Source organism: Povalibacter sp. (genome assembly GCF_036520495.1).
GTDB lineage: Bacteria > Pseudomonadota > Gammaproteobacteria > Steroidobacterales > Steroidobacteraceae > Steroidobacter.
This window is the reverse complement of record NZ_DATDJO010000067.1, coordinates 73,041-92,868: the sequence shown is the minus strand read 5'-3', so window position 1 is coordinate 92,868 and position 19,828 is coordinate 73,041. Positions and strand designations below refer to the sequence as shown.

Here is a 19,828-nt window from a genome sequence, read left to right as displayed (position 1 = left end):
TTGATAATTCCCCAGGGCCTGCAGAATGCGGCCAGTAACAACAACGCATTCACGCTGCTTCAGCGCGATGTACAGAACATCACTGAAATGCTGGGCCGATTCGCGCCAGAACTACTGACCGCTCAATATGCCCAGAGGTGGACGCTCTTTGAACTGGGCGAACTCAAACCCGAAACACAACTCACCGGTGCCTTCGTGAAAGACGAAAGCGTCGCAGATGTCGGTGAAGTCAGGCTTGCCCTCGATGAGGTCCGTGAGGAAGCCGTTCGTCGAGAGGAAATGCGGCAGGTCACTTTGGCAGGCAGCGGAGATTGAACACAGTGAAACGCGTTGCCATTTTTGCCGACGTCCAGAACATCTATTACACGACGCGGCAGGCCTTCAATGCTCACTTCGACTACAACGCATTCTGGCGTCAGGTGAGCGCGGATCGCGAAGTCGTGACAGCCACAGCTTTTGCAATCGACCGCGGCGATGAGAAACAGAAACAGTTCCAGAACATCCTGCGCGGCATCGGCTTCGACGTGAAGCTCAAACCTTTCATCAGCCGCGCCGACGGATCTTCGAAAGGCGACTGGGATGTCGGCATCACACTCGATGTTCTGGACGCGGTCGGCATCGCAGACGTTGTCGTTCTTGCCTCGGGAGACGGAGATTTCGATGTGCTCGTGCACCGACTCCGAGACCGCCATGGGATCGAAGTGGAGATCTACGGCGTCGCCCAACTCACAGCCCATTCGCTGAAGAGGGCGGCCACTCGCTTTGTACCGATCGATGACTCACTCCTTTTGCAAGGCAAACAAGTTTGAGTCTGGGTACAAGCCGCGCTATCGGTGCCGGGCCGGGAAAGCGGGATAACGCTGCATCAGTCTTCAGTCGCTCGGAAAGTTTTCCCGTTTTCCCGGCCCGATGGCGCGCGGTTTCGTGTATCTGGTGGCCGTGATCGACTGGTGCACGCGCAAAGTCTTGTCGTGGCGATTGTCGAATACACTCACGACGGACTTCTGCGCCGAAGCGCTCGAGGAGGCGCTGGCGAACTACGGTACGCCCGAGATCTTCAACACGGATCAGGGTTGTCAGTTCACGAGCCTGGAGTTCACCTCCGTCCTCGAGCAGCACGGCATCGCGATCAGCATGGACGGCAAGGGCCGATGGCGCGACAACGTGTTCGTCGAGCGGCTTTGGAAGTCGGTGAAGTACGAAGAGGTTTATCTGCACGCGTACGACACGGTGAGCGCCGCGCGTTCGGGCCTCGCTCGCTACTTCCAGTTCTACAACCAGCGTCGGCCGCACAGAACACCTTGGACAGCACAGAACACCTGACAGAACACCTTGGACAGGCACTGATTCCTCGCACAACACCTTGGACAGGCACTGATTCCTCGCGTTTCTCGGTGACCCACCGACTTAGTCGCAAACTTCGAATCGGACCGATCACCTATATATGTAGCCTGTCGACTATCGGCGCGCGCAGGGAGGTGGCAATGGGCTACGCAAGGAAGGCTCTGGTCTGTCTGAACGACACGCCGTACTACCACGTGGTGGCTCGGTGCGTGCGCCGCGCCTGGCTATGGGGGTTTGACGAGTACGCCGGACGCGACTATTCGCATCGCAAGGAATGGATCCTCGAGCGGTTGCGTCTGCTCACTTCGATCTTCTCGATCGAGATTTGTGCGTTTGCAGTGATGTCGAATCACTACCATCTGGTGCTGTACGTGGATGAGAGGCAAGCGAAGTCACTGTCCCGCGCGGAGGTTGCTGTGCGATGGACGCAAATCTTCGGGACGCCCGCCTGCATTCGTCACTACTTAGCCGGCGAGGCGCTCGAGGCGGAACGGGAACTCGCGGAGTCCATGATCGAGTTGTGGCGCCGACGGTTGTATGACATCAGCTGGTTCATGAAATCGTTGAACGAGCATTTAGCTCGAAGAGCGAACGCAGAAGACAACTGCACGGGCAAGTTTTGGGAGGGGCGCTTCAAGTCCCAGGCGCTGCTCGATGAAGCCGGACTGCTGACCGCAATGGCCTATGTCGACCTCAATCCCATTCGAGCCGGCATCGCAGCCACCCCGGAGGCGTCTGAGTACACGTCCATTACGAACGCATTCGTGCCTCGAAGGCGAAGGATGCGCGGCACGAGGAGACAAAACGCATCGCTGTACCGCTGCGGTCGTTCGCCCGTGGCATCAACGATGAAGCCGCCATTCCGTACCCATTGAATGACTATCTTGAGCTCGTCGATTGGAGCGGGCGCTGCGTGCGCAACGACAAGCGAGGTTTCATTGACGAACGACTCCCCGCGATCGCTCAGCGCCTGAACATTGAGGCCGAGGCCTGGAAGGCCGCAATGCGGAAACGCGGGAATGTGTTTGGTCGGGCCATGGGCAAGCTCGACCACATGCGCTTGCATGCGAATACGCTCGGTCAATCCTGGGTACGCGGGCTTCGCAGCGCGAGCAAGCTCTACGGCTGAGACCCGACTACCTCTCTTCGTCCGCCCCGAGCCTGCCGAGATCCCGTTCACCCACGGTCGACATCTGCGAGCCTGTCCAGGGATGCATGTGGGAAGTCCGATCGATGCCTGTCCAGGGAAGTCCTACTGCGCCACTCGTCGCTTGATTCCCCGGAACTGACATGCAGCGTATCCGGTGGCGGCGATGGCGATCGCCGTATAAATCCACGGCATGCGGGGAGCTTTCGCGAGGACGCCGAACCACTCAATCAGGGCGATCATCCATAAGGCTGCGACTACCAATAGAGCTAGCAGCACCTTGTCATCCAGGACTTTCTGAATCTCGTCGCTGATGGACTGACCGGGAGTGCGAAGCGGTTTTGCCTTCAGTGGAGAACGCGAAGCGGTGGCCACGGCGTACAGTCTCTATCCCTTCACGCCGTACGTCAGCTTTCCGGCAGCCTCCGTCACGATCTTCTGCTTGATGAGCTCCTTCTCAAGCCGGTCCAGGGCTTCTGAATCCAGCTTCTTAGCGAACAGGGACTCCAGGACACTTCGGAGCTTTTTGAGTGTGCCCGGACGGTTCTTCGGGTTGTTCTTCAAGTGCTCGCGAACCTTTGTGACCTGTGCGGCCAACGGGGGAATCTCAGCCTTCTTGCTTTCGATGGGCGATTCAGGTGCCGGCGGTGTTTCCTGAAGGAAACAATCTTGTTGTGTGTGGCTTGATCCATTACTAATTTTCTGTTCGCTTCGAAACCCAATGCCTAGTACAGGAATGTGCTCGGCTATTTCCTACGATCCGAGCGGATAGAGCCTTGGAAACCATCGCTCAACTACATCGATCGGAAAACCAAGACGAAGCGGCGCTTTGTGAGACTCTGAAACGAGCAACTTTTTTTCGACAAGGGCAGAGATCACACGACGGGCGGTGCGCTCGCTCACATCGATAAGTCTTGGAACGCGACCTCGATCCAAATCTCCCGATAGCAACGCCTCCCGCAACAGAGCGAAGCTTCGCTTCGGCAGCCGCTCGGCATCTTCCTCATCGCGTACATACAACTCCATTCGGCGCTGAAGCTCAGAGGGCTCGAGAAGCTCTCGCATGTATCGAACCTGGTCAAGGCAGCACTCCAGAAAGAAACTGCAAAATTCGATCAGTGCGCTCTGCGACAGAGCACCACGCCCATCCAAGTCGCCTTTGCGTGACTCATCAGCCGCCATCAACAGTCGCTTGTAATCCGTTGAGCGGCGAGCTAGGCCTCGAGAGATCGACCAAAGAGCGGAACCGACCCCCAGATCAAGCAGCATTGCGTGAGACATGAGTCGCGTGACGCGACCGTTGCCATCAAGAAATGGATGGATCCAAAGAAGACGGTGGTGAGCAGCAGCCGCAGCGATAGCTTGACGAGCCTTCGTGAGTCGGCCAGAGGAGTAGGCCTGCTCGAATCGAGCCAGGAACGCGGGTAGATCTTCTGCCTGTGGCGGGACGTGACGACCTACGGCCACACCGCGCTTCCGCATTTCGCCCGGAACGACGGGCAGACACTCGCGAGTGTCCGGATTCTCGACGACCAGCAAACTTTCTGGCAGGCGCGAACAGAACTCCCGGTGCGTCCATTCAATAAATGCTCGCGAAGCCGGTGGCTTCGGAAAATCCGTGCGCGCGTCGATCATTCGCTGCACCTCAATGTGAGCGCGCGCTTCGAGCTGCAGATCTCGACGATGAGGATCCGCCGAATAGTCAGCGGCCAATGCGCGATCGATATCTCGAGGGTGCGTATTGTGGCCCTCGATGAGATTCGAGTAGTAGCAGTTCATCGAACGAACCAGCTCGGCCACGGACAGGCGAACTGTCGGATGGAGTTGGCCGGAGAGCTCGCTTGCTTCTCGCGCCAAATCGAACGCCAAGTTCTCTAGCGTTTCCGTGCCCTCGGCCGGCATGAAAGGCTCTGCAGCGCTTGGCGTCAACTCGCTCCCCTGAGAGGGCTCTCGGTGGCCGGTTTAATGGCCGGAAGAATAGCTATAAAATCATGCTATTGGAAGCACTAAGGATCCGTAGATGGCCGGATCCCTGGCCGGATCTGAAATCGGGCCGCCGCCATTCGAGGGGCGGCCCAGCTCCACAACTAACGACGAGCGCGGAACGGAACTACGGTCTTGGGCAGTGCCTCTTCAGTTTCAGCGCAGGCAGCAGCCTCGGCCGCCGGCTTCATAGCAAAAGCCGCTACCGCAATCCGATCGAGCCCCTTAGCCGGCTCGGTAGCGTCCAAGCGATCCACGACGTGATCCACGTTCATTTGTGTGTAGCGGAGCAACATCGAGAGCGTCTTGTGGCCGGTAATTTTCTGGACTTCCATTGTCGTCAGACCCCGTTCGAAAAGACGAGTCGTACCCTCATGGCGCAGATCGTGGAAACGAAAGTTCTTGATCTCTGCCCGCTGCAGAATCCGGCGCCACGCTGAAACCAACGCGTCGCGCGTAATCGGAAAAACTTGCTCGCCATCATGATGGTTGAGCAAGCCCTCGATGATCACCAAGGCATCCCGTGACAGGGGAACCGCGCGATCATCGCCGTTCTTCGTGTCGCGGAAGATAACGGTGCGGCGCTTGAGATTTATGTCCGCGCGCTGCAAACGAAGAATCTCGCCCTGTCGCGCGGCCGTATGAACAGCAAAAGCCACGATCAGCCGCACCATCACGTTACGACACTTGAGGAGCTCACGTTCGAATCGGGTGCCCTCCTCGTCCTTAAGGCGACGATCACGCCCCTTGCTGACGCTCAACTTGCGAAGCGAAACGGGATTCTTCAAATACGGCATACCCCATTCGTCAGCAGCTACTTTGAACAGCACGCTGATCAGGGACAGATCGAGCCGGACCGTATTCTTGGCGACCTTCTTCAGTCGTTCCTTGCGGTACGCAAGGAAGTGTTGAGGCGTCAGAAGGGACAGTTTCAATTTTGCGAGAGGATGCTTCTTCCATGCCTCAATCCTCCGCATCTCCTGAACACTTCCCTTCTTGTTCGGACTCTCTTCCTCCTTGTACTTGTCCAGCGCCTCACTCAAGGTCAGCTCAGCTGAAAGGTCAGGGACCGTGTCGATTCCAGCAAAAAGCTGTGCCTCCACTCGCTTGGCCCAGGCTTCTGCCTGGTGTCAAAGGAACGGGTGATATCCCTAAAACCCTTTGCTCGCACGCGGGCACGCCAGGTCTTTTTCGAGTGTTTGTTCGGACGGTTATCAATCGATGCCATGTCAGGTCTCCAGAAGTGAATGGAGACCCGTCTAGCGAGCGGCTTTTAGCTGTTCGTCCACATCTGGGTTCGTGGTCCGAAACTGGTCCAAAGGTGTCATGTTCGACACGCTATAGTCCGCGCGACGAACGTGAAAAAGCCTTGTTTTCTAGGGAAAAGTGGTGGCCAGGGTCGGAATCGAACCAACGACACGCGGATTTTCAGTCCGCTGCTCTACCAACTGAGCTACCTGGCCAGGAAGGCTTGGGACGGGTGTGGATCCCGGCCCGAAAAGAGGCGCGTATTAGAGCGGCGAGGGGGCGAGCCGTCAAGGCAAACCTTCCTGGCACGACATAGCCGGATTGTCTCAGACTGCCGCGCGCGTTCTGGGTAGGCTTGACGACCTGGGCTGAGTCGTAAGTGACTGTTTTGGCAGGGTAGGCATCGGCGCTGACCTGTGATGTATTGGCTGCAACTTTGCTCGTGTATCAGGCGTTGGATTAATTCCTCCGCCAGCTGCGCACATACATATATAGGAGCGTTTGATGGCCATCGCCGAAACCGCCGCCGCTGCCTGCCGTTCCGCTGAATCCCTCGCGGATCGATTTTCCCGCGTCCGCTCACTCTCGATCGCCCTGTGCCAGCCCCTGCAAACCGAAGACTACGTCGTGCAGAGCATGCCGGACGCGAGTCCCGCGAAGTGGCACCTGGCGCACACGACATGGTTCTTCGAGACCTTCCTGCTCAAGCCTCATTCGCGACACTACCGGGTGTTCGATGAGCGCTTCGACTATCTGTTCAACTCCTACTACCAGACGCTTGGGCCAATGCACCAACGGCCGCGGCGGGGTTTGCTCACGCGACCCACCGTCGCCGAGGTGAAGCGTTATCGCGCGCATGTCGACGATCACCTGCGGGAACTGCTGCTTCGCGAGGCCGACAACGATCGCATCGTCGAGCTGGTGACGCTGGGTCTCAATCATGAGCAGCAGCACCAGGAACTGCTGCTGACCGACATCAAGCATCTGTTGTCCTCCAATCCTTTGCTGCCGGCCTATCTTCCGTCCATGCGTCGCATGTCGAACGTGCCGCCCGCAGCCGTTCATTTCATCGGCTTCGAAGGCCAGATCGGCGAGATCGGCGCGTCTGGCAAACATTTCTGTTTCGACAACGAGATGCCGCGCCATCGCGTGCTCACGGAGAACTACGCACTCGCAGATCGTCTGGTGACGAATGCCGAGTATCTCGAATTCGTCCAGGACGGCGGCTATCGACGCCCGGATTGCTGGCTGTCGGATGGCTGGAGCACCGTGAATGCCGAAGGCTGGGCGCGACCGCTGTACTGGACGGAGTCGCTGGATACGGAATTCACGCTCGCCGGCCTGCAATCGCTCGATCCGGCAGCGCCGGTGTGCCACTTGAGTTACTACGAAGCGGACGCATTTACACGCTGGAGCGGTGCGCGATTGCCGACGGAAGCCGAATGGGAACTCGCTGCTTCACGATGCGACGTCGCGGGCAATCTGCTGACAAATGCGCCGACGGCGGCTCCGCATCCGCGAGCCGCGAGCGGTGGCGATCGACTGCACCAGCTGTTTGGCGATGTGTGGGAATGGACGGCCTCGCCGTATGTTGCCTATCCCGGCTATCGCCCGGCCGCCGGTGCGCTGGGCGAATACAACGGCAAGTTCATGTGCAATCAGTTCGTGTTGCGAGGCGGGTCCTGCGCCACGCCCGCGGATCATGTACGCGCCACGTATCGGAACTTCTTCTACCCCCAGGCACGTTGGCAATTCATGGGGCTGCGACTCGCACGCGATGCATGAGTCGGTCCGCGATGATTCGTTGAGGAGTCAGCTGTAATGACGAAGCGTCCCACTGTCATTCCCGTTTCACGCGTCGATCAGCTCGCCGCATCGGTGCTGGACGGACTGCGCCGCACACCGAAGGAACTGTCGCCCGTCTGGTTCTACGACGAGTACGGCTCGACACTGTTCGACAGTATTTGTGAGCTGCCCGAGTACTACCTCACCCGCACCGAACTCGGCATCATGCAGGAGCATGCCGCCGAGATGGCGCAGATCATCGGGCCACAGGCGGCACTCATCGAGTTCGGCAGCGGCACGAGCCTCAAGACGCGACTGCTGCTCGATCACCTGGTGGCGCCGGCCGCCTATGTGCCGGTGGACATCGCGCGTGAACACCTGATCGAAGCCGCGAATACGCTTGCGCGCGATTATCCGGCGGTGCGCATCTTTCCCGTGTGTGCGGATTTCACAGCCCCCTTCGAACTGCCGAAGCAGCTGCAGGACGCGCAACGACGGGTCGTGTATTTCCCGGGCTCCACGCTCGGCAATTTCAGCCGCGACCAGGCGCGCGCAGTCCTGCAGCGCATGCGCGAGATCGTGGGCGATACGGGCGCCGTGCTGATCGGCATCGACTTGCAGAAGGATCCCGATGTGCTCCGCGCTGCTTACAACGACAGTGCCGGCGTCACCGCGCAGTTCAATCTCAATGCGCTGCGTCACATCAACCGGGAGCTCGGCACCAAGTTCGATCTCACTGCCTTCGAACATGATGCGGTATGGAACGAGGAACAGGGCCGCATCGAAATGCACCTGATCAGCAAACGCGATCAGGTGGTCGACGTGTCGGGAACTCCCATCCGGTTTTCGCGCGGCGAACACCTGCGAACAGAGTACTGCCACAAGTACACGCAGGCTGGTTTCGAAAGCCTGGCAGCCTCGGCGCGCCTGACGTCAACGCGTGTATGGACGGACGCGGAAAAGAAATTCAGCGTGCAGCTGCTGGAGCCTGTCAGGGTGCAATAGCCCCTGCGTCCTGCGCCTCCTTCGTCCGCCCGGCGGCGTGGACTCGGCGCATGCCTTTCGTTTCTCACTGGGGGTCCGGCTTTAGCGCCGGACGATCTTCATCGGTGCGCAGCCATCATCGATCGCCCGGGTCCGCGGTCTTCTCTTCGGCATAGACGAACTTCGGCATGTTCCATTCGAAACGCAACGCGAGCAGTCGCAGCGCCAGACCGACGAGCATCGCGCCGATCGTGACAAGAAGGTGCGGATAGCCGAGATAGAGACCAGCGATGTACAGACAGCCGGTAATGACCGAGACGCTGGCATACAGTTCACGACGGAACAGCAGCGGGATCTCATTGCACAGCACATCGCGCAGCACACCGCCGACGCAGCCCGTGATCATCCCCGACACGATCACCACCCCGGTTGGCAGCCCGAGCTGCATCGCCACATTGCAGCCGATGACCGTGAACACCACGAGACCCACGGCGTCGAGCAGCAGGAACAACTGATGCAGGTGACGCATGATCTTCGGAAGAAAAATGGTGGCCAGCGCAGCGCCGGCCGTGATCGCCAGATAGTAGGGATGTTCGACCCACGTCAGTGGGTAGTGACCCAGCAGTACATCGCGCGCCGATCCGCCGCCCAGCGCGGTGACGCACCCCAGCAGGCACACGCCTACCCAATCCATGCTGCGTCGACCCGCCGCGAGTGCAGCCGTCATCGCTTCCGCCGTGATGGCGATCAGAAACAGTATGTGCAACATGCGGCCTCTCGTGCACCGCAAATGGCGGCGGCTACTACGCAGGTCGCAGATCGCCGAGGAGCGTAGGAATCAACTCCGAGACGGTCGGATGGATCGGCACGGCGTTCTGCAGCACCGTATATGGCACGTCGGCATTCATGATGTCCACGACGCCGTGGATCGCCTCGTCGCCGCCGACACCGAGAATCGCTGCGCCGAGAATGCGTTTCGTATCGGCATCGACGACGGCCTTCATGAATCCCTGGGTCTCGCCTTTCTCGATGGCACGCCCAACTTTGGTCATCGGCCGGCGTGCAATCAACAGGCGCTTGCCCGCGGCGCGAGCCTGAGCCTCGGTCATGCCGACGCGACCCAGCGGCGGATCGATGTACAGCGCATATGCAGGGATGCGCTGACTGACTCGCCGTTGCGCACCGTCGAGCAGATTGGCCGCCACGATCTCGAAATCGTTGTACGCGGTATGCGTGAAAGCCCCGCGCCCATTGCAATCTCCGAGCGCCCAGATGCCTTCGACGTTGGTCGCCAGCGAGTCATCGACCTGAATGTAGCCGCGACGATCCATCGCAACCCCTGCCTTGTCCAGGCCCAGGTCGTCGGTGTTGGGCTGGCGACCGACGGCCAGCAACACGTGGGAGCCGGTGACACTCGGATCACCAGCCGTGCAACTGACGTGCACTTCCACGCCCGCTGTGTGCGGCGCGAGCTGGATGCATTCGGCACTCGTGCGAATTGCAATGCCTTCGGCCTGCAGGATTTCGGTAATGCTGGTGGAGACCTCCTCATCCTCACGAGACACGATGCGCGGGCCCTTCTCCACCACCGTGACCTTTGCACCGAAGCGGCGATACATCTGCGCGAATTCCAGGCCGACGTAGCTGCCGCCGACCACGACGAGATGCTCAGGAACACGGTCGAGCGCCACCATCGACGTGTTGGTCAGAAAAGGCACGCGATCGACGCCGGGAAAATCCGGAACGACCGCGCGACCGCCGACATTGATGAAGATCTTCGGCGCCGTCAGCAGTTCGTCACCGACCCGTACGTTGCGCGCCGATTCGAATCGCACCGGGCCGCGGAACACGGTGCATCCCTGCATGCCCGCCAGCCATCGCTCGAGACCCGTCCTGGCATTGGTCGACACCGCTGCGGCGCGAGCATGCACCCGCGGCATGTCGACGGTGACGGTACCGTTGATGACTATCCCGAAATCATTGGCGCGGCGCGCGAGATGCGCCGCATAGGCGCTGGCGACGAGCGTCTTGGTCGGCATGCATCCGGTGTTCACGCACGTACCGCCAAACAATTTTCGCTCGACGAATGCGACGGTCATGCCTGCGTCTGTCAACCGGCCCGCCAGCGACGGACCCGCCTGCCCTGCGCCGATGATGATGGCATCGAAGGATTGCATGGCCGTTACACCATCGCGACGACGATGAGTGCCGCACCGGCAATCGCGACCGCATCTTCGATGAAGGCCGCCGGCCGATCCTTGCCTAATGCGACTGCGAGCTTCGCGCGACAGGCTCTGCCGCCGAGGGTTCCGATCGCCGCACCGATGACACCGGCGACGGCGCCGGCCCACAACGATCCGCCGGCGAAACCAATCGCGGCGCCACAGATGCCGCCGCTCAGCAGGCGCGTACCGAACTGAACCGGCACCGTGCGACTGGGTGTGGACGGCAATTGATCTGTGACGAGCTCACCCAGCGCCAGCACCGTGAAGATCCACGGCGTCCAGGCGTGGGCAAAGAAGTTGAGCCAGGAACCGGTGAGATCGAGAACACCGAGATGCGCTGCCCAGGCAATGGCGGCGGGCGCCGTCATCGCACGCAGGCCCGCGATGATTCCCACGAACAAGGCAAGGACGTAGAACATCGATACTCCTTGTGACGATGGCGGCGACTTGCGTCGCAGTCTGGCATGTTCAGGCGATCCAGGCAGCAGGCCCGTTTCCGGCTGCGACTGCTCGCCACCGGACACCGGACACTGCCGCGCGTGTACGCGGACACTTTGCGGACAGAAAAATTGTCCGCGGCGTACAGGACGACCGCAAAAGACGCTGGAATTCGCTGGTTTTTCAGGCAATGCGGCGGTTGGCACGCTCCCTGCAATATCTGTTGCGAGCCTCCACGGTGGAGGCACCAACAGAGAAGGGGAATTGCCATGTTCACTCAGCCCACGAATCGCGGTTTCGTTCAGAGCGCCGTCTGCCTGCTGCTGGCCGTCGTCATCGTCAGCGGCAGCCTCGCCTTTGGCGCCATGGGCGTCGAGTCACTGACGTCAGGTCGCCCGGTCGTCACCGTCACGCAGCTCGCCTGAGCATCGCCCGCGTGGCGCGCGATTGAGGAGCCGCGGTCACAGCGGCTCCAGCGCGCCAGCGATGGTCGCCCGCTTCACCACGCGACCCTCGATCCGCAATGCCTCCATCACCGACTGAGCCGACGCCGCATCCCGATGCGGATACACCTGCACGGCCACGACCTTGCCGTCGTATAGCGACGTCACCGTCGGCACGCGCGTATGCCCGACGATGATCTTCGTCACCCCGAAGTGCCGGAGCATCGCATCGATGTCCGCCGTCGTCGCTGAAGCTTCACCCTGCGCGTCCGCGAAATAGCCGCGGTACCACAGCGGACCCAACGGCCCCATCAGCCAATCGATCTGCGGCGACTCTTCACCTGACAATGCCTCGCGCACTGTCGCATTGATCTGCGACACGGTCAGTCCACGCTCGACGAGTTGCGGCGAGATACCGCCGTGCAGACACAGCAGGTCACGAATCTTCAGTACTGCGGGACGCGAGCGCAGCCATTGACCAAGCACCGTATCGGCGGCGACCAGGTCGACATAGGAAGGCGCCCCCAACGTTCTGGCCGTCGCCTGATACTTCGGATTGAGGTAACGCAGGTCACCGCGCATCACCATCGCTTCGTGATTGCCGATGAGCAGATGAACGCCGCCGCCGGCCCTGGATGCCTGCCGCTGCAGTTCATAGATCAGCCACAGGATCTCGATCTGGTGCGGACCGCGATCGAACACATCGCCGAGAAATACGACATGGCCCTTGCCGAACGACCAGCGCAGCGACGTGTCGACGATGCGCTGTTTGCGCAGCAGTTCGCCCAGGATTTCATACTCGCCGTGCGTATCGGCGACCACGAACATCGGCGTGTTGGCATTCAGGCGAATCTCATCGCGTGCCGGCGTCTCGACGGGTCGTAGTTGAACCTCGAAGGCTGGCATGGCGCCTACGGCGCCAACCGTGAACGCCTGGCCGATGGCGATGCGCCCTTCCTTCACTGCCTCGCCGCTGATCGATCGGGTGAGGCCACTGCCATCCGCTTGACGGGCTACGTACGGGCCATCGTCCAACGGCGTTGCCAGCGCGCCTGCCGCCAGCAACGGCAGCACGGCAATGACGCTGCGCATGCGGCGTTTCTTTACGCAGCCCCGTCGAAAGGCGTGGCCCGCCTGTCGCGCTGCGGCTGGCTCCTGCGGCTGATCCACGCTGGACAGACGACTCCCGGAGTGCCCGACCTCCGCACTTGCTGCGTACTTCATTCCAGGATTGATCCTGTATCCGGCTGACACGGCCAGCACCGCTGCGACTACCTTGGCATGTCCCGACTCGAGATTGAAATGAAAGTCTCCGAGGTCGCGCGAGCCGCCTGGTCCCTGCTGGACTCGTTGACTCGCGACGACACTTCCTGATTGCGCGCCATCGGAGCGGACGACAGGGGGGCGGCGTCGGGGTCGCTGTGACCCGGATCACAGGATCGGTCGGCGCCGCAAAAGTGCGTCACGGTTCCATGGAGCTGCCGTTGCGTAGATCCCCACGCCCCCCTTACATAAGGCCTTGTGCGGGATATGGATGATCCGCCAATCAGGCGTTGGATACGCAGCAGAGCGGGCTCCCTTCACAACACCGACGAGCGGGGTCCGTGCCGAATCCAGTTTTCAGGTGGTGCGCCGTTCTACAGCCAATGAGCGGTCCGCGGAGCGTGGGATGAAATCGAGGGGGGTTCTCGAAGTTTTGGCAGGGCAGGCGTCCATCGTGGCGATCCTGGCGCTGGTGCTATTCCTCTCCATTGCCGGCACGCCGCTGTTGCTGCAGAAGAAAGTGGTCGCGCAACGGATCGGTGCGGATGTCGCCATCTCGAAGGCCTACGCCATTTCCGAGGCCATGCTCGCCAACGGCAACCGGGCGTTGAACCTCAACGAACGCTCGTTCACGGCACTGCATTTCGCGAATGCGCTCAGCGGCGATGCCATCCCGGCCGCCACCGGCGAATTCGCCGCGGCGGCCATCGCCAGGCTCCGCGAGAACCCGCAGCAGCCAACGATCGATTTCGAAGACATCGCCGGGCAGCCGCATCTGCGCTACGCCGTCAACGATCGCAATGGCGGCGTGCTGGTACTGGACCTGCCGCTGGACCGCGAACGTGCAGTCATCGGCCGGTTGTTCGGGCAGTCCTATCTGTCCGTCAGCGCCGCGGGACTGATTCTGGTCTCGCTGCTTCTATTCGGCATGTTCTGCCTGCGCGTGTACCTGCGTGGCCTGATCAATCTTCCCGAGGACGAGCGGCGCAAGGTCATCGAGGACGGACTGGCGAACGACGCGTCGCGACGCTACAACTTGCTGGCATGGATGTTCACGCTGTGCCTGCTCGTGTTCGCCTTCGATCTCACGAACATGCTGGATGCCGTCGTGGGCATGGGCTACCTGCTCGCCGTGACCCTGTGCCTGTCGTCCAACCGCACCTGGCACATCATGGCGGTGGCGGCATTGAGCAGCCTGCTGCTGCTGATCGCGCCGATCGTGTCGATGTACGACACCCATTGGTGGACCTATCTCGAGCATCACTCGGTGACGCTCTTCGCGATTCTCGTCACGAGCCTGTATGGCAGCGCCCATATGCGCAAGTCGCGCGCCGAGGCTGTCGCGCTTGCCGAAGCCGCGCGCTCACGCGACGAAACAGAGGAGCTGCGCCTCGCCTTGCAACGCGCCGAGACAGCGGAAAACGATCGGCGTATCGCGGCAGACCGGCTGGCGATGGCGAATCAGGCGGCCGGAATTTCGATGTGGCACTGGGACGTGCGCAATGACGTCGTCACCGTCGCCGACGACAGCCCCTTCGTGAAACGACTGGGCGGGGTCACGCGCCTGCTCGGTGCGCAGTACGCGACCGACTGCGTGCATCCCGATGATTTCGTCGACTACCAGAACGTCTTCCAGCGTGCAGTGGAATCGGCGGCGGGTGGCGAGGATCGCATCCAGCATCGCTATAGGGTCCTGGTCAATGGCAACGTGCAGCACATCCAGATGCATGCGCGCATTCTGCGCGGCCGTAACGGCAAGGTGAGCGGCATTCTCGGCGTCGACTGGGAAGTCACCCGTGAAGAAGAGGCGCTGCGTGAGATCGAACGCCAGGCGGCACAGCTGCGCGAGGCCCAGGCGCGCTTCCAACGCGCGGTGTCGGGCACTCAGGATGTACTGTTCGAGATCGATACCCGGACCGCGCATTGCTGGGTGTCGCCGCGTTTCTTCGCCATGACCGGCTATCTGCAGGGTGAACTCGAGTCGACGCTCGCCGCGCTGCACGGCCTTGTCCATCCGGACGACCTGCCCCGATTGCAGCAGATGACGCAGGATCACTTCAATCGCCACGAACCGTTCGACATCGAGTACCGGCTGCGGCGCAAGAACGGTCACTACATATGGCTGCGCAGCCGTGCCACCGCGCAGCGCGACGCCACGGGTGAGCCCACGCTGCTCTCGGGGTCCATGCATGACATCACCGAGGCGCGCGCCGCACGCGAAGCGTTGATCAGCGCCACCGCAGACGCGGAAGCCGCAAGCCGCGCCAAGAGTACGTTCCTGGCCACCATGAGCCACGAGATCCGCACGCCCATGAACGGTGTGATTGGCATGACCGGATTGTTGCTCGATACGGGACTGGACCGCGTGCAGCGTGAGTATGCCGAGACGATCCGCGCCAGCGCTGACTCGCTGCTGACGATCCTCAATGACATTCTCGATTTCTCGAAGATCGAAGCCGGCAAGCTCGACGTCGAATATCTCGAACTCGATCTCACCGCCAATGTGGATGAAGTGGGTTCGATGATGGCGTTCCAGGCCGCTGCGAAGAATCTGGAACTGGTGGTCAACGTGCGTCCCGAAGTGCCGCAGCACGTGGTCGGCGATCCGCAGCGCCTGCGACAGTGTCTGCTCAACCTGGTTGGCAATGCCATCAAGTTCACCCAGAGCGGCGAAGTCGTGGTCGAGGTCTGTTCGCTGGGACGACAGAACGGTCGCGCACTGGTGCATTTCGAAGTCCGCGACACCGGCATCGGTATTCCGCCGGAGTCGCTCGCGAACCTGTTTCAGCCATTCACGCAGGCCGACTCGTCCACGACCCGCCGTTTCGGCGGCACCGGACTGGGATTGTCGATCGTGCGCAAGCTGGTCGAACTGATGGGCGGCCAGGTCGGCGCGCACAGCGAAGTCGGCCAAGGCTCGGCATTCTGGTTCACGGTGCCGATGGAACCGGCGACAGGAAGCAGCGAGGAGGAACGCGCGCCCGAGATGCCGCGCGGTCGACGCGTGCTGCTCGTCGACGACAACGAAACCAATCGCCGCGTGCTGGCGACGCAGATGACTCATGCAGGCTACGACGTTGAAGTTGCAGCGTCCGGCGAAGAGGCGCTGACGGTCATGCGCGCTGCACACGCCGCGCCGTTCGATATCGTCGTGCTCGACTATCACATGCCGGACATGGACGGCGCGATGCTGGGCGAACGCCTGGTTCAGGACCGATCGATTCCGCCAGCACGGCTGATCCTGCTCACGTCGCTCGATCGCTCGGGCGACATTCAACGCTTCGCGAATATCGGCTTCGCCGCGTATCTCACCAAGCCCGTGCGCTCGCGCGAACTGTTCGACACCCTGAACAAGACCCTTTCCCACGACGCCGAGGACTGGCACCTGCGCAGTCAACCCATCATCACCCGCAATACGCTGATCGCCGGCGAAGCCAAACGCCGCTACTCGGGTCGAGTGCTGCTCGTGGAGGACAACGCGATCAATCAACGCGTGGCGCGTCGCTTCCTCGAACGCCTCGGCTGCGAAGTCCGCGCCGTCGACAACGGCCTGCAGGCAGTCGAAGCCTACGACTGCGAACGCTGGGCATTCATCCTCATGGACATGCAGATGCCGGTGATGGATGGACTGGAAGCCACGCAGCGCATTCGCGAGAAGGAAGGCAACGGCCCGCGCATACCGATCATCGCGCTGACGGCGAATGCCATGATGGGCCAGCTGGAACGCTGCCTGTCCGCGGGCATGGACGACTACCTCACCAAGCCGCTCGACATCAATCGGCTGCAGGATGTCCTCGATCGCTTCATGACGCACGCGCCGGGACCGAACGAAGAACGACTGCTCACGACACCGGCTGCCGCGGGTTCGACAGCGCAGTCGGTACGTGCCCGCATCATGGAAGTCGCCGATGGCGATGCCGAGTTCGCGAACGACCTGATCACGACCTTCCTGCTCGGCACCGAGGAAACGGTCCAGGCACTGCGCAACGCCGCCCGCTTGGGCGATCTGCAGGGCATGGCGCGCGGCGCACACAAACTCAAGGGCGCCAGCGCCAACCTGCATGTCGAAGAACTCGCCGAACTGGCGCGCAACCTGGAAGCCCGGGCCAAGGCGGGAACGGGCGGTGCTTGGAGCCAGGAGATCGAGCGGATCGATCAGGAATTCAACCGGGTGTCGGAAGCGCTGCGCGGCTTGCTGGACGAGAGCGCGCGGCAGGTCGGCTGAGGCCCTGCTGCTTCTTTGTGGGTCCGGCTTCAGCCGGACATTCTTCCAGGGCTGTCGGGCGCTGGGCTGCTGGCAAGAATGCGGAAACTCGAGATGCGGCTGCCGTTCCCTCTGGCCAGCAGCCCAGAACCCAGTACCCAGCAGCCCTCTCCCGTCCGGCTGAAGCCGGACCCACAGTCCCTGGAACCGGATTTACTGGTCCCACCGTCCCTGATCAGCTCTCCTTCGGCACGAATTCCTCGGGCTTCTCCGAGCCGCCGCCGAAAAAGAACTTCTCCATCTCCGCGACCAGGAACTTGCGCGCCTTCGGCTCGATGGGCGACAGCCGGTATTCGTTGAGCAGCATCGTCTGATGCTTCACCCAGCGCTGCCACGCTTCCTTCGACACGTTCTCGTAGATCCGCTGTCCGAGCTCACCCGGATACGGCGGCTTGTCGAGGCCTTCGGCCTCGACGCCCAACAACACACATTTCACTGTTCTGGCCATAAGAAAGAGTTTAACCGCATAGAACGCAAAGAGCGCAAAGTCGGAGGAACACAACATGCACTGTTCCAACTTCCTTTTTGGCTATGCGTTCTTTGCGTTCTTTGCGTTCTATGCGGTTACTTGTTGATCCTTCTCTTGATGATCCGCAACTTCGCCACCGCCGTCGCCACGAGGACACCTTCGGGATTGCGCAGTTCGGCAGACGTTTCGCCATAGCGACGGTCGCGTGAGACGAGTTTGCCGACAGCAACGAACGCTCCGATGTGGCCGGGCTGCAGGAACGAGACATTCAGATTGGTGGTGACGGCGGTTTGCTCGACGGGCAGCACCGCGTACAGCGCAAGTGCGGTTGCAGCATCGAGCATGGCGGCAATCAGGCCGCCCTGCACCGTGCCGTGACGATTCGCGAATTCCGGCTTCGCCGTGAAGCCGAGCGTCGCGCCGCCGTTCACGGAATCGATGTCGATCACTTCGCGGCCGAGCAACTGCGCCACGGGCGGCTGGACGCGGAGGATTTCATCCCTGGTCATCGGTCTTCCCGGTGGACAGCCCGGCGATCAGATCGACCGCCGGCTTGGCGAGGCCGACTCGCGCCGGTTGCTGCGGGTCGTACCACAATCGGATGCCCTCCTCCGCGACTCCCGCCCCCGCGGCAACGCGTATCAGCAAGGGCTGCAGCGTCAGGTCGTAGTGAGAGAACGCGTGGTGATACTCGGGCAGCTGGCGACCCTGCACTGTCTGCCGGCCGGCACGATCGATCCAGGTCGCCGCCGATTCGGCATCCTCGAACTGCGGGAACGTCCACAGGCCGCCCCAGAGGCCGGTGGGTGGGCGTCGCTCCAGCAGGATGGCACCCGTCTCGTTGACGGCGATGACTGCAATGGCCACACGTTGCGGACGTGCCTTCTTCGGTTTCGCTGTCGGCAACGATGACTGTCGATGCTCGATGCGTGCGATGCACGTCTGACGGAGCGGACACACATCGCACAGCGGACGCGAGCGCACGCACAGCGTCGCACCGAGATCCATGATCGCCTGGGTGTAGTCGGCCACGCGTTGCGCAGGCGTGCACAGATCGGCGAGTCGCCACAGTTCCCGCTCCACCTTCGTCTCGCCCGGAAAGCCGTCGATGCCGAAATGGCGCGTGAGCACGCGCTTCACGTTGCCATCGAGAATCGGATGGCGCTGCGAGCGCGACAGCGCGAGGATCGCACCGGCCGTCGAGCGTCCGATCCCCGGCAACGACTGCACGGTTTCCAGCGCCTCGGGAAACACGCCTGCGTGCTCTGCAACGATCACCTGCGCGGCGCGTTGCAGGTTGCGGCCGCGTGCGTAGTACCCCAGCCCCGTCCACAGATGCAGCACTTCGTCGACCGGGGCGGCCGCCAATGCCTGCACATCCGGGAAGCGCGCCATGAAGCGCTCGTAGTACGGGATCACCGTTGCCACCTGCGTCTGCTGCAGCATCACTTCCGAGACCCACACGCGATACGGCGTACGATCCTGCTGCCAGGGCAGGTGCTTGCGGCCGGAATGATCGAACCACGTGAGCACGCGGTCAGGCACGCCCGGCGCAGTAGCGCTCGTCAGTGCGGTCATGGCTTCTCGCCGCTGTCGATGGGCGCGGCATCGTGATCGCCCGACGCCTGCGCCCGTTTCTCGACGCCGCGAAACAAATGGGTCGTACTGTCTTCCAGTGTATGGAGCAGCCAGCGGCGGCCGGGAATCGGTGGGATCCAGAAATCCGGAACGATGCTGGTGCGGTAGCTCACGCGCGTACGGCCGTTGGTCACGGAGAGCATCAGACTGGTCTCGCCGAATTTCACGTCGCTGCGCTGCGGATCGGCTTTCGCCGTGAGCTCCAGCGGCGATTCCTCGACCCGTTCGATGCGCTTGACGTTGCGACAGAACGGGCCGAAGCAGGCACGCACCGTGGTCTGGAGGATGGACACATAGCTGGACGGACGCTCAATCACGCGCGCCTCGAGGATGCGCGAATCGAGCTGCGGGTAGTGTTCGTAGTCGCGCAGCACGGCCTGCACCCGATCGGCAGGTGCATCGATGATCGCGACGAGTTCGTACTGGTAATGCTTGTCGGCATAGGTGGCCTGGGAGCGCTCGATCTCGAAAGCGTGCGCGGATGGAACGATGAGGAGCGCAAACAGCAGACACGGGCCAAGGCGACGCTCGGGCGATGACGCCGGAAGACAGAACCTGTCGGCCGCTTGCTGTATCGCCTGACTACCGATCACGATG

At 61.6% G+C, this 19,828-nt stretch carries 20 protein-coding genes, 1 tRNA gene and 1 pseudogene; 9 read left to right on the top strand and 13 right to left on the bottom strand.

Going from position 1 to position 19,828, the window contains the following annotated elements; all coding sequences use genetic code 11:
• Positions 1–87: 87 nt before the first annotated feature.
• The 5 genes and pseudogenes from VIZ63_RS23035 to VIZ63_RS25725 all read left to right on the top strand — a co-directional run bounded on the left by VIZ63_RS23035 (position 88) and on the right by VIZ63_RS25725 (position 2,473).
• A complete protein-coding gene (locus tag VIZ63_RS23035; RefSeq protein ID WP_331612164.1) occupies positions 88–315 on the top strand; it encodes a hypothetical protein in 228 nt (75 codons plus the stop codon).
• A 5-nt stretch (positions 316–320) separates the two neighbouring features.
• Positions 321–809, top strand: coding sequence for an NYN domain-containing protein (locus tag VIZ63_RS23030; RefSeq protein WP_331612163.1), 489 nt, complete (start codon positions 321–323; stop codon positions 807–809).
• Between the two features lie 97 nt (positions 810–906).
• Positions 907–1,323: pseudogene (locus VIZ63_RS23025) on the top strand (transposase); the annotation flags it as partial.
• Positions 1,302–2,219 carry a hypothetical protein gene (locus VIZ63_RS23020; RefSeq protein WP_331612162.1) on the top strand — a complete coding sequence of 306 codons (918 nt, stop codon included), beginning with the start codon at positions 1,302–1,304 and terminating at the stop codon, positions 2,217–2,219. The pseudogene VIZ63_RS23025 and the gene VIZ63_RS23020, both read left to right, overlap by 22 nt.
• 38 nt (positions 2,220–2,257) lie before the next feature.
• A complete protein-coding gene (locus VIZ63_RS25725; protein WP_331612161.1) occupies positions 2,258–2,473 on the top strand; it encodes a hypothetical protein in 216 nt (71 codons plus the stop codon).
• A gap of 123 nt (positions 2,474–2,596) precedes the next feature.
• Here the strand turns inward: VIZ63_RS25725 and VIZ63_RS23010 are convergent, their stop codons facing one another.
• The 5 genes from VIZ63_RS23010 to VIZ63_RS22990 form a co-directional block, all read right to left on the bottom strand.
• Complete coding sequence (locus tag VIZ63_RS23010) at positions 2,597–2,866, bottom strand: hypothetical protein (RefSeq protein WP_331612160.1); 270 nt, start codon at positions 2,864–2,866, stop codon at positions 2,597–2,599.
• Positions 2,867–2,878: 12 nt separating this feature from the next.
• Positions 2,879–3,088: a hypothetical protein gene (locus VIZ63_RS23005; protein ID WP_331612159.1), complete on the bottom strand. Its 210-nt coding sequence runs from the start codon at positions 3,086–3,088 to the stop codon at positions 2,879–2,881.
• A gap of 156 nt (positions 3,089–3,244) precedes the next feature.
• Positions 3,245–4,393, bottom strand: coding sequence for a Fic family protein (locus VIZ63_RS23000; RefSeq protein ID WP_331612158.1), 1,149 nt, complete (start codon positions 4,391–4,393; stop codon positions 3,245–3,247).
• A gap of 185 nt (positions 4,394–4,578) precedes the next feature.
• Positions 4,579–5,577 (bottom strand): site-specific integrase, encoded by a 999-nt coding sequence (locus VIZ63_RS22995; RefSeq protein WP_331612157.1) that lies wholly within the window; start codon positions 5,575–5,577, stop codon positions 4,579–4,581.
• Positions 5,578–5,861: 284 nt separating this feature from the next.
• Positions 5,862–5,937: transfer RNA gene (locus tag VIZ63_RS22990), tRNA-Phe, on the bottom strand.
• Positions 5,938–6,226: 289 nt separating this feature from the next.
• Here VIZ63_RS22990 and egtB point away from each other — a divergent pair.
• Both egtB and egtD read left to right on the top strand, forming a co-directional pair.
• Positions 6,227–7,507 carry an ergothioneine biosynthesis protein EgtB gene (gene egtB / locus VIZ63_RS22985; protein WP_331612156.1) on the top strand — a complete coding sequence of 427 codons (1,281 nt, stop codon included), beginning with the start codon at positions 6,227–6,229 and terminating at the stop codon, positions 7,505–7,507.
• Between the two features lie 36 nt (positions 7,508–7,543).
• Complete coding sequence (egtD, locus tag VIZ63_RS22980; protein WP_331612155.1) at positions 7,544–8,512, top strand: L-histidine N(alpha)-methyltransferase; 969 nt, start codon at positions 7,544–7,546, stop codon at positions 8,510–8,512.
• 115 nt (positions 8,513–8,627) lie between these two features.
• Here egtD and VIZ63_RS22975 read toward each other — a convergent pair whose 3' ends face one another.
• From VIZ63_RS22975 to VIZ63_RS22965, 3 genes are read right to left on the bottom strand one after another with little or no spacing between them, the layout of a single operon-like run.
• Entirely contained in the window at positions 8,628–9,260 is a 633-nt protein-coding gene (locus VIZ63_RS22975; RefSeq protein WP_331612154.1) for a trimeric intracellular cation channel family protein, read from the bottom strand.
• A 34-nt stretch (positions 9,261–9,294) separates the two neighbouring features.
• The gene (locus tag VIZ63_RS22970; RefSeq protein WP_331612153.1) at positions 9,295–10,668 is read right to left on the bottom strand and encodes an FAD-containing oxidoreductase; all 1,374 of its coding nucleotides are present in this window, start codon (positions 10,666–10,668) and stop codon (positions 9,295–9,297) included.
• 5 nt (positions 10,669–10,673) lie between these two features.
• Entirely contained in the window at positions 10,674–11,135 is a 462-nt protein-coding gene (locus VIZ63_RS22965; protein WP_331612152.1) for a hypothetical protein, read from the bottom strand.
• Between the two features lie 288 nt (positions 11,136–11,423).
• On the opposite strand from VIZ63_RS22965, the gene VIZ63_RS22960 reads away from it, so the two are divergent.
• Positions 11,424–11,579, top strand: coding sequence for a hypothetical protein (locus VIZ63_RS22960; RefSeq protein ID WP_331612151.1), 156 nt, complete (start codon positions 11,424–11,426; stop codon positions 11,577–11,579).
• Positions 11,580–11,615: 36 nt separating this feature from the next.
• Here the strand turns inward: VIZ63_RS22960 and VIZ63_RS22955 are convergent, their stop codons facing one another.
• Positions 11,616–12,689 carry a metallophosphoesterase gene (locus tag VIZ63_RS22955; protein ID WP_331612150.1) on the bottom strand — a complete coding sequence of 358 codons (1,074 nt, stop codon included), beginning with the start codon at positions 12,687–12,689 and terminating at the stop codon, positions 11,616–11,618.
• Positions 12,690–13,266: 577 nt separating this feature from the next.
• Here VIZ63_RS22955 and VIZ63_RS22950 point away from each other — a divergent pair.
• The gene (locus VIZ63_RS22950; RefSeq protein WP_331612149.1) at positions 13,267–17,085 is read left to right on the top strand and encodes a response regulator; all 3,819 of its coding nucleotides are present in this window, start codon (positions 13,267–13,269) and stop codon (positions 17,083–17,085) included.
• Between the two features lie 214 nt (positions 17,086–17,299).
• Here VIZ63_RS22950 and VIZ63_RS22945 read toward each other — a convergent pair whose 3' ends face one another.
• The 4 genes from VIZ63_RS22945 to VIZ63_RS22930 all read right to left on the bottom strand — a co-directional run bounded on the left by VIZ63_RS22945 (position 17,300) and on the right by VIZ63_RS22930 (position 19,824).
• The gene (locus VIZ63_RS22945; RefSeq protein ID WP_331612148.1) at positions 17,300–17,572 is read right to left on the bottom strand and encodes an oxidative damage protection protein; all 273 of its coding nucleotides are present in this window, start codon (positions 17,570–17,572) and stop codon (positions 17,300–17,302) included.
• Positions 17,573–17,688: 116 nt separating this feature from the next.
• Positions 17,689–18,102, bottom strand: a complete 414-nt coding sequence (locus VIZ63_RS22940) for a PaaI family thioesterase (protein WP_331612147.1) — start codon at positions 18,100–18,102, stop codon at positions 17,689–17,691.
• Entirely contained in the window at positions 18,089–19,171 is a 1,083-nt protein-coding gene (gene mutY, locus VIZ63_RS22935; protein WP_331612146.1) for an A/G-specific adenine glycosylase, read from the bottom strand. Before mutY ends, VIZ63_RS22940 begins: the two co-directional genes overlap by 14 nt.
• Positions 19,168–19,824 (bottom strand): hypothetical protein, encoded by a 657-nt coding sequence (locus tag VIZ63_RS22930; protein WP_331612145.1) that lies wholly within the window; start codon positions 19,822–19,824, stop codon positions 19,168–19,170. The genes mutY and VIZ63_RS22930 overlap by 4 nt, the downstream gene beginning before the upstream one ends.
• Between the last annotated feature and the right edge of the window lie 4 nt (positions 19,825–19,828).

Bases quoted from the DNA above. Each gene is read 5' to 3' on its own strand.
- VIZ63_RS23035 (WP_331612164.1), top strand. From the start codon at position 88: ATGCTGGGCCGATTCGCGCCAGAACTACTGACCGCTCAATATGCCCAG.
- VIZ63_RS23000 (WP_331612158.1), bottom strand. From the start codon at position 4,393: ATGCCGGCCGAGGGCACGGAAACGCTAGAGAACTTGGCGTTCGATTTG.
- egtB (WP_331612156.1), top strand. From the start codon at position 6,227: ATGGCCATCGCCGAAACCGCCGCCGCTGCCTGCCGTTCCGCTGAATCC.
- egtD (WP_331612155.1), top strand. From the start codon at position 7,544: ATGACGAAGCGTCCCACTGTCATTCCCGTTTCACGCGTCGATCAGCTC.
- VIZ63_RS22975 (WP_331612154.1), bottom strand. From the start codon at position 9,260: ATGTTGCACATACTGTTTCTGATCGCCATCACGGCGGAAGCGATGACG.
- VIZ63_RS22970 (WP_331612153.1), bottom strand. From the start codon at position 10,668: ATGCAATCCTTCGATGCCATCATCATCGGCGCAGGGCAGGCGGGTCCG.
- VIZ63_RS22965 (WP_331612152.1), bottom strand. From the start codon at position 11,135: ATGTTCTACGTCCTTGCCTTGTTCGTGGGAATCATCGCGGGCCTGCGT.
- VIZ63_RS22960 (WP_331612151.1), top strand. From the start codon at position 11,424: ATGTTCACTCAGCCCACGAATCGCGGTTTCGTTCAGAGCGCCGTCTGC.
- VIZ63_RS22955 (WP_331612150.1), bottom strand. From the start codon at position 12,689: ATGCGCAGCGTCATTGCCGTGCTGCCGTTGCTGGCGGCAGGCGCGCTG.
- VIZ63_RS22950 (WP_331612149.1), top strand. From the start codon at position 13,267: ATGAAATCGAGGGGGGTTCTCGAAGTTTTGGCAGGGCAGGCGTCCATC.
- VIZ63_RS22945 (WP_331612148.1), bottom strand. From the start codon at position 17,572: ATGGCCAGAACAGTGAAATGTGTGTTGTTGGGCGTCGAGGCCGAAGGC.
- VIZ63_RS22940 (WP_331612147.1), bottom strand. From the start codon at position 18,102: ATGACCAGGGATGAAATCCTCCGCGTCCAGCCGCCCGTGGCGCAGTTG.
- mutY (WP_331612146.1), bottom strand. From the start codon at position 19,171: ATGACCGCACTGACGAGCGCTACTGCGCCGGGCGTGCCTGACCGCGTG.